The organism is Cyclobacterium sp. 10D3-21, from assembly GCF_055809755.1.
On sequence record NZ_CM147924.1, the window covers coordinates 4,239,436 to 4,255,559 of the forward strand.

The 16,124-nt window shown below is 38.0% G+C and carries 14 protein-coding genes; 4 read left to right on the forward strand and 10 right to left on the reverse strand.

Annotated features, from left to right (window positions below; all coding sequences use genetic code 11):
• Nucleotides 1-69: 69 nt before the first annotated feature.
• Nucleotides 70-3,021 carry an FAD-binding and (Fe-S)-binding domain-containing protein gene (locus tag AC0L7T_RS16645; protein WP_473336718.1) on the reverse strand — a complete coding sequence of 984 codons (2,952 nt, stop codon included), beginning with the start codon at nt 3,019-3,021 and terminating at the stop codon, nt 70-72.
• Nucleotides 3,022-3,150: 129 nt separating this feature from the next.
• Between AC0L7T_RS16645 and AC0L7T_RS16650 the strand changes: the two genes are divergently transcribed.
• From AC0L7T_RS16650 to AC0L7T_RS16660, 3 genes are read left to right on the forward strand one after another with little or no spacing between them, the layout of a single operon-like run.
• Complete coding sequence (locus AC0L7T_RS16650) at nt 3,151-4,125, forward strand: phosphotransferase (protein WP_473336719.1); 975 nt, start codon at nt 3,151-3,153, stop codon at nt 4,123-4,125.
• Entirely contained in the window at nt 4,112-5,389 is a 1,278-nt protein-coding gene (locus AC0L7T_RS16655) for an ADP-ribosylglycohydrolase family protein (RefSeq protein ID WP_473336720.1), read from the forward strand. Before AC0L7T_RS16650 ends, AC0L7T_RS16655 begins: the two co-directional genes overlap by 14 nt.
• A 44-nt stretch (nt 5,390-5,433) precedes the next feature.
• Nucleotides 5,434-6,309, forward strand: coding sequence for a bile acid:sodium symporter family protein (locus tag AC0L7T_RS16660; RefSeq protein ID WP_473336722.1), 876 nt, complete (start codon nt 5,434-5,436; stop codon nt 6,307-6,309).
• Nucleotides 6,310-6,339: 30 nt separating this feature from the next.
• On the opposite strand, the gene AC0L7T_RS16665 is transcribed toward AC0L7T_RS16660, so the two are convergent.
• The 6 genes from AC0L7T_RS16665 to gloA2 form a co-directional block, all read right to left on the reverse strand.
• Nucleotides 6,340-6,855, reverse strand: coding sequence for a hypothetical protein (locus tag AC0L7T_RS16665; protein WP_473336723.1), 516 nt, complete (start codon nt 6,853-6,855; stop codon nt 6,340-6,342).
• Between the two features lie 219 nt (nt 6,856-7,074).
• Nucleotides 7,075-7,326 (reverse strand): hypothetical protein, encoded by a 252-nt coding sequence (locus AC0L7T_RS16670; protein ID WP_473336725.1) that lies wholly within the window; start codon nt 7,324-7,326, stop codon nt 7,075-7,077.
• 331 nt (nt 7,327-7,657) lie between these two features.
• Nucleotides 7,658-9,241 (reverse strand): serine hydrolase domain-containing protein, encoded by a 1,584-nt coding sequence (locus tag AC0L7T_RS16675; protein ID WP_473336727.1) that lies wholly within the window; start codon nt 9,239-9,241, stop codon nt 7,658-7,660.
• A gap of 916 nt (nt 9,242-10,157) precedes the next feature.
• Nucleotides 10,158-10,796 (reverse strand): MOSC domain-containing protein, encoded by a 639-nt coding sequence (locus tag AC0L7T_RS16680; protein ID WP_473336729.1) that lies wholly within the window; start codon nt 10,794-10,796, stop codon nt 10,158-10,160.
• A gap of 69 nt (nt 10,797-10,865) precedes the next feature.
• Nucleotides 10,866-11,471 carry a DapH/DapD/GlmU-related protein gene (locus AC0L7T_RS16685; protein WP_473336730.1) on the reverse strand — a complete coding sequence of 202 codons (606 nt, stop codon included), beginning with the start codon at nt 11,469-11,471 and terminating at the stop codon, nt 10,866-10,868.
• Nucleotides 11,468-11,854: an SMU1112c/YaeR family gloxylase I-like metalloprotein gene (gene gloA2, locus AC0L7T_RS16690; protein ID WP_473336731.1), complete on the reverse strand. Its 387-nt coding sequence runs from the start codon at nt 11,852-11,854 to the stop codon at nt 11,468-11,470. The genes AC0L7T_RS16685 and gloA2 overlap by 4 nt, the downstream gene beginning before the upstream one ends.
• A gap of 505 nt (nt 11,855-12,359) precedes the next feature.
• Here gloA2 and AC0L7T_RS16695 point away from each other — a divergent pair.
• On the forward strand, nt 12,360-13,496 hold the full coding sequence (locus AC0L7T_RS16695; protein WP_473336733.1) for a DEAD/DEAH box helicase: 1,137 nt from the start codon (nt 12,360-12,362) through the stop codon (nt 13,494-13,496).
• A 165-nt stretch (nt 13,497-13,661) separates the two neighbouring features.
• On the opposite strand, the gene AC0L7T_RS16700 is transcribed toward AC0L7T_RS16695, so the two are convergent.
• The 3 genes from AC0L7T_RS16700 to AC0L7T_RS16710 form a co-directional block, all read right to left on the reverse strand.
• Nucleotides 13,662-14,114 carry a VOC family protein gene (locus AC0L7T_RS16700; RefSeq protein WP_473336735.1) on the reverse strand — a complete coding sequence of 151 codons (453 nt, stop codon included), beginning with the start codon at nt 14,112-14,114 and terminating at the stop codon, nt 13,662-13,664.
• Nucleotides 14,115-14,189: 75 nt separating this feature from the next.
• Nucleotides 14,190-15,005 carry an AraC family transcriptional regulator gene (locus tag AC0L7T_RS16705; protein WP_473336737.1) on the reverse strand — a complete coding sequence of 272 codons (816 nt, stop codon included), beginning with the start codon at nt 15,003-15,005 and terminating at the stop codon, nt 14,190-14,192.
• Between the two features lie 246 nt (nt 15,006-15,251).
• Nucleotides 15,252-16,043 carry a hypothetical protein gene (locus AC0L7T_RS16710; RefSeq protein ID WP_473336739.1) on the reverse strand — a complete coding sequence of 264 codons (792 nt, stop codon included), beginning with the start codon at nt 16,041-16,043 and terminating at the stop codon, nt 15,252-15,254.
• Nucleotides 16,044-16,124: the final 81 nt, after the last annotated feature.

Consider the following 16,124-nt stretch of genomic DNA (forward strand, 5'->3'; position numbering starts at 1 on the left):
CTCAATGTAGGATATCCCTGAACAAAAAAATGCTCAACCAGACAATTTGCTATCCGGTTGAGCTTGGGCTTAATCTTTTAGGCCTGCTGCATCAAATAAAATCTCAACAGGGTGGTTGGCTTTTTTGCCCGTTCCATCTGAGATCTGGTGGCGACAACTGGTACCAGGGGCTGCGATCAAATCGCCTTCCGCTGCTTTTCTAACAGCGGGGAATAAAACCATCTCACCGATCTGCATACTCAATTCGTAATGCTCTTTTTCGTAACCAAATGAACCTGCCATTCCACAGCATCCTGAAGGAATTACACTCACTTGGTAGTTTTCCGGTAATTCCAGGATTTTCTTGGAATAATTGACGGATGACAAAGCCTTTTGGTGGCAATGACCATGCAATTTTATCTGACGTGTTTCCTTGGTAAAGCTTTCTGGTTTTATATTGCCCGCAATGGCTTCTTTGGCCAAAAACTCATCTACTAACTCACAGTGATATTTTATGGATTTTGCCTTTTCTTTCAAATTAGCGCTTACCAATCTCGGGTATTCATCCCTAAAACTAAGAATGGCTGAGGGTTCTATGCCCAATAGCGGACTTTCTGCACTGATAAGCGAAGAAAATATTTCCACGTTCTTATCCGCCATTTTTTGGGCATGGTCAAGCAAGCCCTTGGACATGGCTCCTCTTCCACTCTCTAAATGGTCCACCATCTTCACCTCATATCCCAGATGTCTAAGCAACTTAATTGCATTAATCCCTGTGGCGGTATCATTGTGATTGGTGAATTCGTCACAGAAAAAGTACACGGATTTAATTACAGGTTTTCCCGTAAGTTTCGCATAGTTTTTCTTGTACCATTTGCGTAAGGATTGAGGACTTAATGCTGGCAAATGCCTTTCTGAAGCTACTCCGAGCACTTTTTTCATAAGGCCACCCGTGACCCCATTGGACAAAAAGAAATTGGCTATACCTGGAACCATACTCCCCAGTTCATTCAAAGAATTTATATAAGCAAATGCCTTAGAGCGTAATGGAACTGGATTGGATTTAAAATATTGGTACTGAAACTCAGCCTTGATCGTGGCCATGTCTACATTTGAAGGACATTCTGAAGTACAACCCTTACAAGAGAGACACAGGTCCATTACCTCTTTTATTTCAGGATGGTCGAATGGATTACTCTTGTCGCTTTTGGTTAAAAACTCACGTAAAGTGTTGGCCCTACCTCTAGTCGTATCTTTCTCATACCTGGTAGCTTGATAACTTGGACACATGGTACCGCCCCCGGAATTGGGTAATTTTCTACAATCCCCAGAACCATTGCATTTTTCTGCCATTTGGAGAATGCCTCCTACCTGGCTAAAATCAAATTTTGTATCATGTTCTCTCTTTGGCAGATCAGGCTCGTACCTGAGAGAGGAGTTCATGGGGGGCGCATCTACTATTTTCCCTGGGTTAAAAATTCCTTTGGGATCCCATTTGGCTTTTACCCGCTTAAATAGGTCGTAATTTTCCTGACCTACCATCAATGGAATAAATGCAGCCCTTAATCTTCCATCCCCATGTTCACCACTCAATGAACCATTGTACTTCTTTACCAATTTGGCACTGGCTTCACTTATTTTATAAAATTCATCTACATCCTTAGATTTTTTAAGATCAAGAATAGGTCTTAAATGGATTTCCCCTGCCCCAGCGTGGGCATAATAAACTGATTTTTGACCAAATTTTGCGATCAATTCCGCAAATTCATCAATATAATCTGCGAGGTCATCAATATCTACCGCAGTGTCTTCTATACAAGCGACGGCTTTCTTATCTCCCGGTATATTTGCCAACAGGCCCAAGCCTGCACTCCTTAGCTCCCAGGCACTGCTGGTTCTTTCCGGACCTATTATAGGGTATGCATAGCCCAGTTCAGCTTTTTTAAGGGCTTCTATAAAAACTGCTCCTTGATTTTTTGCCTCTTCTATTGTTTTGCCCCTGAATTCTACCATTAATATGGCCGCAGGATCGCCCTGTACAAAGTCCCTATTCTTACTCTGCTCAACATTCTCCTTGGTGCAATCCAGAATGTTTTTATCCATCAGTTCTACAGCTGTAGGCTTTTCCTTCATGGCCACCTGTGCTGCTTTCATGCTATCATGGATGGTGTCAAAATGGGCAGCCACCACAATATCAAAAGGCTCTGGAAGTGGATCAAGGTGAATCTTAATCTCTGTAGTAATTGCCAGCGTACCCTCAGAACCACACAACAATTTACAGAAATCGAATGGATCCTCTTTATCAGAAAAAAGCTGGGTTTCCAACAGGTAATCCAAAGCATAACCTGTATTCCTTCGGTGAATACTTTCTTTGGGAAAATGTTCCCTGATATTGTTCTGAATTTTTGGTTGACTTAACTCTTCTCGCACATGCCGATAAAGCTCCCCTTCCAGGTTATCTTGTTTGCATTTAAGGTCAAAATCATCGGGTGTCATGGATTTGAAAACAGTTTCTGACCCATCGCTTAACAAAACCTTGAGTTCAAGTACGTGTTCTCGGGTGCTACCGTAAACAATGGAAGTGGTTCCACAACTGTTATTCCCTACCATTCCCCCTATCATTGCGCGGGTGGCAGTACTGGTAATCGGACTAAAAAAATATCCGTACTCTTTGAGGTAATTGTTCAGTTCATTCCTTACAACTCCCGGTTGAACCCTTACCCATGCTTCTTCTTTATTGAATTCAATGATTTTATTTAAGTATTTGGAAACATCCACAACTATCCCATCTCCTACACATTGACCCGCAAGAGAGGTTCCTGCGGTTCTTGGAATCAATGAAAGACTATTTGAATTGGCGAAATGAATCAGTTTTTTGATATCAGATTGATTTTTAGGTAAGGCCACTGCCGTGGGTAGGGACCGGTACACTGAAGCATCAGTAGCATACAAAGTTTTCATCAAACTATCGTAATGCAGCTCACCATCCAATTCAAGCGATAATTGGCTAAAAAGTGGATTGTCTATAGTTTTTTTACTCATGGCCCAAAAATAAAACAGTTAATGCTAGAAAAGAACTAGGAGGATGAATTTTATTCAAGTAAAATGACCTTTGTTAAAAATATGATTTCTAATTTGTAAATTGAAAGGTAATTTTCTAATAAAACCAATATGATTTTAATCAAAGAACCGCTTGATTCAACCCATATCGCCTATCTGAAAAGAAATGGAATGTTACATCCGGATGAAGATGTTTTAGATTCCTACAAGGCAGGGGAAGGTAACATGAACATTACCCTAACCATAAAAACAAATAAGCGCACTTTTGTATTAAAACAATCCCGTCCATTTGTGGCAAAGTACCCACAAATACCTGCTCCATTGAACCGAATTGAAATTGAATACAAATATTATGAAGCAATAAACAAAGACAATTTACTGGCCAACTTTTCCCCAGATGTATTGGGTTTCGATAAGGCTTCCAACCTATTGGCTATAGAGTTCCTGGACTCGGGAGGCGACTATTTATGGCTGTATGATGAAAATACTACGCTTAAAGAAGGAGTTACCGATCTTATGCTAACCTATCTAAAGAAACTTCATCAATTGGCTGTCCCTGATTTCCCAACCAACCAGGAAATGAGAGAATTGAATCACCAGCACATTTTTGTTTTTCCATATCTTTCCGAAAATGGCTTCGACTTAGATGATGTTCAGGTAGGCTTGCAGGAATTGTCTGCTATGGTAAAATTCAATTCCGCCTTGAAAGAAAAAATACATCTTTTGGGAGAAAGATATTTGCGTCCGGGAGAGGTGCTTATCCATGGTGATTTCTATCCTGGTAGTTGGTTTGAAACTGGAAGGGGTTTAAAAATAATTGACACCGAATTTTCCTTCCTTGGGGATCCTGAATTCGATTTAGCAATCATGTTGGCACATTTGAAAATGGCTAGAATACCGGAAAGTGAACTGCAGCGAATCATAAAGAGCTATCCACTCGAAAACACTCTTTTAGCACAGTATACAGGCGTAGAAATATTGCGCCGCTTGTTTGGATTGGCCCAACTTCCTTTGTTTTTGTCATTGGAAGAAAAAAAAGAACTGGCAACTTATGCTATTAATTCAATCTTTGATGAAAAAATTTAGCCATTGTATATGGATTTTAATTGGCTGTATATTATGGTCTTGTGAAGATGGTAAACAAAACACAATCGCCACGAAAGAGACCGACTTAAAAATCTCTGAGATAACCAAAATTGAGCTTTCTGACAAAGTTAAAGGCTTAATAGTGGGCAGTGCCATTGGCGATGCCATGGGTGCACCCACTGAAATGTGGGCAAGAGAAGACATCCAGAAAACTTATGGCTGGGTCACAGGTCTGGATTCCATGGTTAGGGAAGTTTCTCCCGAAGGAATTTGGAAAGCCAACCTCCCAGCGGGTGGTACTACAGATGACACCCGATGGAAATCCCTGATTGTGGATTATATGGCTGATCAGAATAACCTGACACTTGATGCAAGTACCTTTTCAAAACATATTATTCACGACTATGAGAAATATTTCAATGCCCTCAAGCCACTAAAACCTGAACAAACCCTGGCCCTGGAATCCGTTAATCTCAAGGTTTTATGGTTACAAGAATGGTACAAGGTAGCGCTCTCCTATCAAGACAATAATTTGAAGGGTTTCCATAAAGCATTGGGGAAATTTTATGGGGGAGAAATGGTTTGTGCCGGCTTGCTATATTCGCCAGCTGTTGGCTTGATGTTTCCTGGACAGCCTGAAGAGGCATACAACCAAGCCTTCGAATTGAGTATTTTTGATTTGGGTTTGGCCAAAGACATCAGTTCCCTGTCAGCAGCAATGACTGCAGCAGCTATGACGGCCAAAGGTGATCCAAATCAAGTATTGAACGTATTGAGGGAGGTAGATCCTGAAGGTTATTTTTCCAGCCGACTGGTAGGTCGAAGCAGTTACAGGATTCTTGAACTTGCCAGGTCCATTGTATTGGAGGCCAAGGATAGCTTGTCATTAGAAAATACAAGTACAGATGGAGGCTTAATACCTAACGCCAGTATTCATAGAGCTTATGAATTGCTGGATCAAAACCAACAGGACATGCCATTTCATGCTGCCGAGATCCACTTACAGGTATTAACGGCCATGCTATTTAGCGACTTTAAATTCAAAGAAACCCTAATTTTCCTTACAAATTATGGGAGGGACAATGACACCACGGCAGCCATTGCCGGTGCCATTTTAGGTGCTTTTCATGGCTATTCCCAACTGCCTATTGAGATGCGTGAGCAAGTAGAGAAAGTTAATGAGGAGCAATTGGGAATTAATCTTGAAAAAATAGCTGAAAAGCACATTCAAAATATTCAGTCCCTGTACTTATGGCCCGATTAAATTGAATGCAAGTAGTATAGAATAAACCACCCAAAATATCAACTATGGAAAGCAATGTGTTAACCGCCGTTTTTTTACCATTGGCATTGGCCTTTATTATGTTAGGCATGGGCCTTACCCTCAGCCTTAAGGATTTTAAAAACATCTTCGTTTCTCCAAAGGCCATAAGTCTTGGACTTTTTTGTCAACTCATCATGTTACCGGTGCTGGGCTTTATCCTCATCCTTGCCTTTGGGCTCACAGGCTCAATGGCTGTAGGCGTTATGATCATTGCAAGCTGCCCCGGTGGGCCTACTTCGAATATGATCACGCACCTTTGTAAAGGTGACACGGCCCTTTCTATTAGTCTTACCGCATTGAGCTCGGTCATAACAATCGTTACTATTCCTTTGTACATCAACTATTCCATCGTCTTTTTCGGTGAAGAAGGAACCGTTGCCTTGCCTGTTTTGCAAACCATTGTCCAAATAACAGGGGTGACGCTAGTTCCTGTCGCTATTGGTATGTTCTTAAAACACCTGTTTCCTGCACTCTCTCAAAAAGCGGATAAAACGGTGAGGATCGCTTCAATTGTGTTTTTTGTAGTCATTGTAGGAGGTGCCATATTTAAGGAGAAAGACAATATTATCGGTTTCTTTGCTGAGGCAGGTCCGGTTACCTTAATTTTGAATGTGCTTACTTTCGGTTTTGCTTTCTTGCTTGCCCGCCTTTTTGCCTTGCCTTACAAGCAACAAATATCCATAAGTATTGAATCAGGCATACAAAATGGTACGCTTGGTATTATGATCGCCGCCACTTTATTGCAAAATTCCGCCATGGTGATCCCTGTAGTCATCTACAGTCTGATCATGTTTATTGCCTCCATATTGGTGGTCATATTTGCAGGGAAAAATGAAAAACCTGCATTGGCAGGGAATTGATAGAGAATACAATCGCAACTATTGCTAATTTTAAAATTGATTTTCTTTTAAATCTTTAGCCAGACTGGCTACTTTCAATTTTCTGTTCCGCTTTATGTATGCGAGGTCTGATGAATTGTCAACCATCAGCTGGCGGTTGTAGTAATTGATATGTTCCAAAATGCCAAGTAAATTGGCTAGAATAGCCCAAATCATTAAGTTTTCAGGTATAATTTTCCAGTTAGTGAAAAAAAGTTGAATCCCAAAAACTACAGGTATTAGTCCAATCAACAGTAAATTTAATTTCTTTGCATTTTTGAAAAGATGTAAGTTTTTTTCTTGGTTGAAAGGCTTTTCTATCAATCGGTAGTATTTCAATTTCCAATAGTGTTGTCCTTGAATCAATATTATGATACAAATCAAAAGACCATATAAAAGAAAAAGTACATCAGAAAAAGAATTTTTAAGAAGGAGGTAGATAAAAATCAATGGAAATGAAACAAAAGCGTGAAACCTTTCCATTGGGTAATATTTCTTTAATCTATTAATCAGGATTTGTTTACGCATCTTTTCTGTTTAGTCTATATCTCAGTATGGATAGCTAAAGCCAAATAAAGCCTCTAAAGTAGCCATTACAATTAGATTTCCAATCTTCCCGGTTCAAGGAGGCATCCTTTAATAAGCACAAACGATATAGGCAGCATTGAAAAAGCCAAATCATTTAACAATGCTTATTGCAAGTAGCGTCATCTCAAGGATTTGATTTAGGGAAACATTTCCCCATAATTAAGAGACTAGAGACTCAAAGAAATCCCTTAACATCATAGCTGTCGGAATGGTGAAAGTTAAAGGTAAAAAAATTGTGAGCACTTTTATCCACCACTTCTTTTTTGAAAGTAAAACAAGAATTATCCCGAATGGATACAAAATAAAGCTTAGAAATATAAAGAACATCGTCCATGAAAGATAACTGGCCAAAAGTATGGCAACAAGTCCTCCAATGAATAGGCCATTGTCTTTTTTAGGTGCTTGCATCATGTAATTTTAGTGTTGATTAATAATTGTCCGGTTAATTAACCTGAAATAAGTGATGATTTTTCAATTATGCCATTGAATCAGCGGATCACTGGAAAGACAGAAAACAAGTACTGATAACTAGGTTTTCATTTTATAAACATTTCTAATATAGGTAGTTTATTTTTTTTCTCTTGATTTTAAAGAATTTTATGTTGATTTGGCTAGAAAAAGGCTCTTTAATCCGAAATAGGTACTAGAGGAACTTATTATTTTTCTCTATTTACACTGTTCCATTAATAAATGCACTTTCCATCCTTAACATGAAGCCGTTTATTTTCTGCCATGTACATTTTCATTCATTTGATTCAAATGAAATATCCAGTTGTTGCACTTTCGGAAATTTTTCTGGTGTAAGCGTAAAAAAGACATTGACAACACCATGCGCTGCTACCATTTTGAATTTACCCCTAAGTTGATTATAAGCTTCAATTTCATCAATCTTCTCAATAGGTCCAGCTTTATCCAAAACATTATTTATTCCCTTCATACGATCTTCTCTGGATTGATCAAGGTAAAAATTCTCTGCCAGTATTTTGTCTTCCAATTCAATATCCCAATGCTGAATCAATTGGACTATTTGTGCTTGTCGTTCGGCAAGAATAGTTGAAACTGGAAGTTGTCTTGGCTTTAATTCTAATGTCTCAAAAAGCAATTTTCCTATTTCGCTAAAAGGCCATGGACTTGTATAGGTGAGGTTACAAAAAGCCATGACCCCAATACCGTATTCAGGATAAAACCTATAATTACTCCCAAAACCAGGAAGCGCACCTCCATGCCCCACCTGTTTTAAATTATTGCAAAATTCTGTTATGCCCAGCCCAAATCCATAGCCAGAAATCATGGCACATGGATCCCCATTGAAGTCTACTCCATTTGAATTCAGACTAGAAAACTGTGGTGTTTGCATTTCTCTTAGTGAACTCCTACTAATAGGCCCATTGTCATCATCATTCCTTGGAGGCCATGCAGAAAGATGAAAACTGACATATTTACTAAAATCCTCAATTGAGGTAATTAACCCTCCCATAGCGCCATAAGCTCCATCATGAAGCATCGGTTCTAATATCAATTGTTCGTCCTCCCAACGATAACCAATTGCCAAATCCCCAACAGGAACACTATCGTATTCCCAATAGGTTTGTTCCATACCTAATGGTTTAAGTATATTGAGAGTAATATAATCTTGAAATGGAATTCCAGCTATACGTGATACAATATCCCCCAGGATAGCATACCCTGTGTTGCTGTATTCAAATTCGAAAGCAGGAACATTGGAAAAGGAAACACCTTCGCCAATAAGATTTTTCAACATTTGATCCGATACCTCTAATTGCCGGTCACCCCAAGGGTTGTCTTCGGGAAAACCAGCCGTCATGGTTAATAGGTTTTCAATATCAATAATCGGTGCATCTTTGGTAAGGTATTCTAGTGTAGCCATTTCAGGAATATATTTACTTACAGGATCACTCAAAGTCAGCTTTCCATCCTCCATAAGTTTCATTATAGCCATAGCCGTAAAACTTTTGGTCATTGATGCTATTCTAAAAGAAGACAATGGAGACGCAGCTACCTCCTTCTCAATATTTATTAGTCCTGTACTCGATGAAAACACCAACTCATTGTCTACTACAATTCCGTAAGCAATGCCAGGGATATTATTAGCCTTGGCATGGTTTTCTATTAAATTCTGAATTTCAGGACCAATCTTTTTAATTTTCTCTATCCGATCGTCAAAAATAAAATCTGGTGCTTTGTAAGCATCGGAATAAGTCGGATAAGCACGTTCGGCTATCAGTTCAGGGGATTCTTTTGTATTACAGGACAAAAGGATTGCTCCAATGCAGCAATAAAGAAGGTAACTATTTAAGGTTTTCATTATTTACTTGTTTTGAGCAAAAGGCCTACTAAAAATGCTTTTGCCTCGAATGGCTGACAAAGTACTAAAATAGCGAAGGTAAATAATTACTACAAAGGTTTAGGGAAATAAAAGCTGGAATGAAAGTTATAATCCCTCCCTTGAATTCCATTTTCCACTTACAAATCAATTTGCATGTCTGTACCCAAGCAAGGAGAAATAAAACCTGGATTCGAAGACATTGATAAGTAGGGTGCTGATGCAAACATAAGTCGATATTTCGGCGATATAGAAGCAGAATAAAAGTACCAATACCCACAAAATCCTACTCTCATATTCTTCCATTCCACAGGTTGAAACCCATGTCTAATGATTTTTAAGCATCTTTAACCCGAATAAGGCAATCGACAATGGATTGCCTTCGTGACTACAGGCTTTTACCTGGCCATTGCCCGAACCTCCTTTTTTGAATCCGGTCATAATTCACCTTTTAATTTGGGTTTTCTGTCTTTAATAACCTGTCTCAAAATCTAAAATAGTTTTCTCTCTGAGTTAGTAAGACTAAAGATTCAGCCCATTTTATTACCTCTTTTAACAATGGTTGGAGAACATAAATTCTAATGGCCTCCAATTTTAGATTCCTAGTATTTGATGGATAAAAAAAGCGAACCAGACCGCTTTTGATAAAGAAAACATCATTCCTTGTTTATCCTTCATTTATAAGGAATTCTTTCTTGTCGAATGAACCACTTTTAGCAGCCTTTAATAAAACCTGAATGTCCTTTAAAATAAGTTCTTTACCAAACTTAAAAATTTGTTTTAATCTGTTTAAATCAACCATTTAAGTAAAAACGTATTGTACTTGAAATTCCAGGCCTGAAGCTAAAAATGATATATATACCATTAAGAAGATTTTCTCATCCAGGCTAGATTAACCCTATAATTCGATAAAACTACTTAATAGAATCCGCTTTTTGGGAGGAATGGCTTTGCTATTGGCGGCAATTTTTAGCAATTCTGGATGCTTATCTTTTGCGAATACAAGTTCAAATAATGCTGCTACCGTTAAACTGTTTTCAGGCCGTTCTACCAGTTTAAATTCATCGTTTACAGTAACGTGTCCTTCTTCTAGAATGCTTACATAAGTACCTCCAAAACCATGTTCAATAAATTGCTTCAGCACTTTTTGGGTCCCAAATTTATGCCCAAATTTATAGCAGGGTTCTCTGTACTGGGAAACCTGAACCAGGGCATCCCCTACCTTATAAATGGCCCCCAAAAACACCTCTCTTTCATCAAACTCGCTTACTGTAAGGTTTTCCCCAAACATGCCCCAGGACCAGTCAAGATCTGGATACAAATCCTTCCAATACGGGTATTGTTCTGCAGAAAACAAATAACATGCTTTATAATAACCTCCATGATTCAATCGATTGGAAATCTCATCGCCTAAAACATCGTTTTTCGTTAAATAAAGCGGTTCATTCGTAGGCTTTTTATAGATACCAGTTGTTTCTTCCTTGCCTTTCCAAAGAAAGGTGGTTGGTGTTCCAATATTCGTTGAGATTATTTTCATAAGGCGCTAATTTCAAGAATTCACTATTTATGGAGGATGATAAAAGGGCTTGTACCTTGCTCTTTTTGTTCATTTTAATTGTTCAATTAATTCGAGTCTTTTGACAATACTGTTTACTTCTAAAATTGAGCCTGGTGACAATACTGCATTGGCACCAATTTTGGAATTGTCACCAACCAAAGATCCGAATTTTTCCGTTTTGGTGTCAATTAGCTGTCCATTATAATTAATGAAAATCGTTTTATTTTGCCTTTCATTATAGTGGTTGGCACAAATTGAACCTGCTTCAAAATTAATGTTTTTGCCTATAATACTGTTTCCAATATAGTTAAAGTGCGCAATTGCTGAGTTGTCGAAGATTATAGATTGTTTGATTTCTGAACCCGGACCAATTTTAACAGATTTACCTAAATAAATAGGCCCTCTAAAGTAGGCGTTTGCTCCTATGAAGCAATTTTCTGAAATGATGACGCTCCCCTTCAATATTACACCCTGTTCTATTGTTGCTGTTTTATGTATTGCGATATTGTTTTCAATCCTATAATTTGTTGATAATTGGGGAATTCGTTCATTTATTATGTTTTCCAAGTCATTGATAAACTCCCAAGGCGCTTTGTCTATGCTTTGGGGAAAAAGAAAATTAAACCCATCAATATAACGCCCAATATTTATCATGTTTCGTAAAATTCAATTGGCAAATTGTCTGGGTCAGCGATAAAGGTGAACTTCTTATTGGTGAATTCATCTATTCGAATATCCTCTGCTATTACCCCCTCTAATTTCAAATATTCAATTGCCTCGTCAATATCCTTTACTCCAAAAGCAATATGCCTCAAGCCTTTCGCTTCAGGTCTTGAGGGTCTTGAAGGCGGGTCAGGGAAAGAGAAAAGTTCGATTAAATATTGCCCGTTTAAGGAAAGGTCAAGTTTATAGGATTGCCTTTCTTCTCTATAAATTTCTTTGTCGATCGTAAATCCCAAAATATTGGTGTAAAACTTTTTAGACTTAGGGTAGTCGGAACAAATTATTGCGATGTGGTGCAGCTTTTCAATTTTCACTTATTATGCCGTTGGTTTCTGAAGGTAATGAATAAAGCAGGTAAATGGCTACTGCTAAGTAGTGTCCACCCATATATGCCTTACTAATTTAATGGATTTAAAAATAAGGATGCCTACATAAAAGTAATTTTCACCGCTACTTTTTCATATATGCTCAAATTAACTGTAATGCACCTAAAATCTGTTTAAAAAGCCCCCTTTAGAGGGCTTTTTCGGGCAATACGAATACTTCAACCGCTACATTTGCATTCAAGACATGGGTGACCTTGGCAGGCTCATTCAATTTTAAAGAATGTTTTATTTCACCTCCTAAAAGTTTTTAAAATATAATTAATCAACCCCCTATTCATTAAGTAATTAAAAAGCATTGGATTAAGCTCATTTTTTAAAACAATTACCTTTAACTTCACGGATAGTAAAAGAATACCTCTAGAAGGATTTTCTTTATTTTTCGTACTATTATAGTATGGTTCAGGCCATAAGTCCATAATTATAAATTTGAAACATGTCTTTTGTAAAACTCAAGCTCCATCCTTCGATACTTTCCAATATTACTTCTCTGGGATACGAGAGCCCTACGCCTATTCAAGCTCAAGCCATTCCTGTGTTAATCAAAGGACGGGATCTACTAGGAATCGCTAAAACAGGCTCAGGAAAGACAGTTAGCTATGTAGCGCCAATATTAAATAAAATGGCCTATGGGCCCGCAGCTAAAAAAAGTAGACAGCCTAAAGTCCTGGTTCTAGTTCCTTCTCGAGAATTGGCGATTCAGGTTGTTGAAGTATTTAAAGAATTGTCCCATAAGTTACCCCATCCGATCAAATCGATGGCCATCTATGGCGGCGTATCTATCAATCCACAAATGAAAGCTATTTTCGGTGTGGATATATTAATTGCCACCCCTGGTCGCTTGCTAGACTTGCAAAGGTCCAGTGCTATAGAGCTATCAAAAGTGGAGACATTGGTGCTCGATGAAGCGGATAAGATGTTAAATCTTGGTTTCGAAAAAGAAATGCAAGAGATCTTTGAGCTATTGCCTGGCAAAAGGCAAAACATGTTGTTTTCGGCAACATTAAGTGATCAGTTGGCAGGAATCAACCGGGTATTGCTTTCAAATCCAGAGGTAGTTGAGATAAAAGACAATGCTGAGGATGTGGAATTGATAAACTTATCCGGCTACTTTGTGAGTGATGACCGCAAAGGACCTTTGCTAAGACACTTGCTCAAAGAAAATGAAATGAGCCAGGTTTTGGTATTTACCTCTTCTGGCGTTAAAGCAGATGCGGTAGCTAGAAAGCTTTATCATAATGGATTTGAAGCAGATTCAATTCACGGGAAGAAGAGTCAATATGCAAGATTGAAGGCCTTGGAGGATTTCAAATCAGGAAAACTACAAATATTGGTGGCTACAGATTTGATCTCCAGAGGGATTGATTTCCTTGAGCTTCCTTATGTTATAAATTATGAATTGCCTAGATCTCCTAAGGACTTTGTGCACCGTGTAGGCCGTACCGGGAGAGCCAAAACAGAGGGCTTGGCCATCACTTTTGTGACAAGAGATGAAACCCATCACTTCAAAGTCATTCTCAAGAAAATGAAGCGCTATATTGATATGGTGGATAGTGAAACCTTAGATTTTTAACCTCACGGTTACTATTTGGGCCGATAAAACCAGTCCACCTATTAAAGCGATTAAGATTCTGCTTTAAAGTCCGATAGAAATATACACAATTAAAGACAAAAAAGGTTCGGATTAAAACCCGAACCTTTTTTTGTGTTCAATGCTTTGCGCTTCACTCTGTCCAACCTAATTAGGCGAATGTAGACCAAGTTTATTTCCTTCTGTATCTAAAAACAAGGCAAAAAACCCACTGACATCCGCATGAGCTGTTTTCGGGACAATAATTTTCCCTCCATTTGATTCGACCTTACCAAGTATGTTTTGCAGGTTATCTCCACCATTTAAATACAGCGTAAGGCCATCAGCTGAAGGATTGTACCCTTCCCCTTTCATTATAACGCCTGTAACCATTTGGTCTTCGTATGGAAATAATCCCATTTCCATCCCTGGCATTTCCATTTTCTCAATGGGAATGCCTAAAATTGCTTGATAAAAATCTACTGCTCTTGAAAGATCCGTGGCTGGAATTTCAAAAATGGAAACATGGCTTTTCATATCGTTTGTGGATTCGTTTTGGCTGTTGCAGGCCATCATACTAAAGCTTAGTAATGTGGCTGTATAAAGTATTGTTTTGATCATATTGTCATCTTTAAATCGACAATACAAATTTAGAACACTTGTACGGTGCAAAATTGTAAAAATGCGTCAGCCAGACTATTTGTAAAAAAGGGTAGAAAGTGCCATGCTTTCATTGCCTAAAAACTTTTTCGGGTTGATTCCGGTAAACTCCTTAAAATCTTTTATAAAATGGGCTTGGTCAAAATACTCACTTTCATAAGCGATATTGGTTAGGTTTTCTGCCTCTTTGTTGAGCATCATTTTTAGCGCAGTTTGTAATCGGATTACTTTACCTAACTGCTTTGGGCTAACACCTATTTGTTTCAAAAAATTTCTTTCAAGTTGTCTCCTTTTGGATAGATCCTTCTTAAGAATTGTCCCTATCGAAGCACTTCCATTGGTTAATAACAGGGCATCAATGGTCGATTTCACGATAGTATCAATAGTTGTTTTTTCATTCATCTTATCTAAAAGAAACCTTTCAATTTCCCCTATTCGTTCCCTACTATCGCTTGCCTTAATTATCTTTTGTATTAGGGCATTGGCGTCTTTTTCACCAAACAATAATTCAATTGGCGTTTCCTTATTCACCAGTTTTTTAATCGGAATGGTTACGAAGTTAGCAAAACCATAAGGGTGAAATCGAATCGCAAAAGTATTGACATAACCTGTTGGTTCAATATAAAAAGGTTCTATTGTTTGCCCAAGCACCATTGCACGTGGTTGAATAATGAATTCACTTTCGGTAGTATAGCGTTTTATGTCATCTCCCAGGATAAAAGCCATTTCAATACAGCCATCAGGTATAATCCTTTGTTTTTGAGCATTCAATTCAGCAGGGATTTCTAAAGTCCAATAGCAGTTTACAAGCGCTTGTAAATCTGGATGGGGTTGAAATGTTTGATAATTCATGGCTTCTTTGAAAGTCTTTTTCGTTAAGAATAAGGTTTTAAGCTACTTGGAAATCTTGATTTACACTATTAAGCTCCATTTGAATTACTACTCGATTGTTAACAACTTCGTAAAGCACAGAACACTAGCTACCCCTTTTAGGGTGGGTGCTAGTGTGCATTGTCTTTTCATTAAATCATCATCAAGTCGAATTTCATTCCATCTTAATACTAGTTTAAATCATTGTTCAATAAATGGTATACCTTTTTATTTTATTTGAACGTGTAGATGGTCATCATGCCTCACCGCTTGGCAACCTTGAAACCTTATTTTTGAATCTTTTAAGTTCATACGTTGCACCAAATGCTTTTCTACAAACAACTTTTCTAATTGTTTACAACTAAGAAGTTTTTGAATTAGTATTCTGGTATTTTCACTGGAAAAGTCAATGTCAATATTTATGGTGCCCAATGTTAGGTATTTTGGGAAATCATATTGAAAGTATCCCATCTTTTTGCACTCGTTTGTTTGGTTAAATTCCGAAGATGTGGGTTCAACAAATACTCCGTACCCCGTTCTGCTAGGTTTTAAGTTGATTAAACTACCACTAGAGGATAGATACATCAAGCTTATATCGATTTTTTTGCCGTCGTTGTGGCTTAAGTGCGGTAAAAGAGGAAATTTATCAATAAATGGAAAGTTTGCGTCTAAATATTGAAGTTCAAATTCAGAAGGCAATTGATTTGCCGTTTGTTGAAGTAGTTCATTGAGCTGAGGCTTAACGTAATTCCTGTTTAAAAGTATTGTAATTACACTGGTTGGTCGGATATTGTTGGTGTTCTTGACACGTTCTCTACCGAAGATTGGCGCTATAATAGGGACAATTATAAATGTTAACATGAGATATGCAACAATCGGGAGAGCTAATCTATTGTAACTAAAATTGAAGTAACGACAAGCAATAATTCCCATTAATAGGGCGATTCCGCCAATTTGTGTAAGAATGGTTAATGCTGCAAATGCAATAAGGTACAGAAAAAACTTAAGTGTTTTATTCATTATAGATCTTGAAGCGTAATGGTTAAGGTATGGTTTAGCTAGCTACTACCCCACTATACTATGTCTTTTAGTTGCCTTTTG

Bases quoted from the DNA above. Each gene is read 5' to 3' on its own strand.
- AC0L7T_RS16645 (WP_473336718.1), bottom strand. From the start codon at position 3,021: ATGAGTAAAAAAACTATAGACAATCCACTTTTTAGCCAATTATCGCTT.
- AC0L7T_RS16650 (WP_473336719.1), top strand. From the start codon at position 3,151: ATGATTTTAATCAAAGAACCGCTTGATTCAACCCATATCGCCTATCTG.
- AC0L7T_RS16655 (WP_473336720.1), top strand. From the start codon at position 4,112: ATGAAAAAATTTAGCCATTGTATATGGATTTTAATTGGCTGTATATTA.
- AC0L7T_RS16660 (WP_473336722.1), top strand. From the start codon at position 5,434: ATGGAAAGCAATGTGTTAACCGCCGTTTTTTTACCATTGGCATTGGCC.
- AC0L7T_RS16665 (WP_473336723.1), bottom strand. From the start codon at position 6,855: ATGCGTAAACAAATCCTGATTAATAGATTAAAGAAATATTACCCAATG.
- AC0L7T_RS16670 (WP_473336725.1), bottom strand. From the start codon at position 7,326: ATGATGCAAGCACCTAAAAAAGACAATGGCCTATTCATTGGAGGACTT.
- AC0L7T_RS16675 (WP_473336727.1), bottom strand. From the start codon at position 9,241: ATGAAAACCTTAAATAGTTACCTTCTTTATTGCTGCATTGGAGCAATC.
- AC0L7T_RS16680 (WP_473336729.1), bottom strand. From the start codon at position 10,796: ATGAAAATAATCTCAACGAATATTGGAACACCAACCACCTTTCTTTGG.
- AC0L7T_RS16685 (WP_473336730.1), bottom strand. From the start codon at position 11,471: ATGATAAATATTGGGCGTTATATTGATGGGTTTAATTTTCTTTTTCCC.
- AC0L7T_RS16695 (WP_473336733.1), top strand. From the start codon at position 12,360: ATGTCTTTTGTAAAACTCAAGCTCCATCCTTCGATACTTTCCAATATT.
- AC0L7T_RS16700 (WP_473336735.1), bottom strand. From the start codon at position 14,114: ATGATCAAAACAATACTTTATACAGCCACATTACTAAGCTTTAGTATG.
- AC0L7T_RS16705 (WP_473336737.1), bottom strand. From the start codon at position 15,005: ATGAATTATCAAACATTTCAACCCCATCCAGATTTACAAGCGCTTGTA.
- AC0L7T_RS16710 (WP_473336739.1), bottom strand. From the start codon at position 16,043: ATGAATAAAACACTTAAGTTTTTTCTGTACCTTATTGCATTTGCAGCA.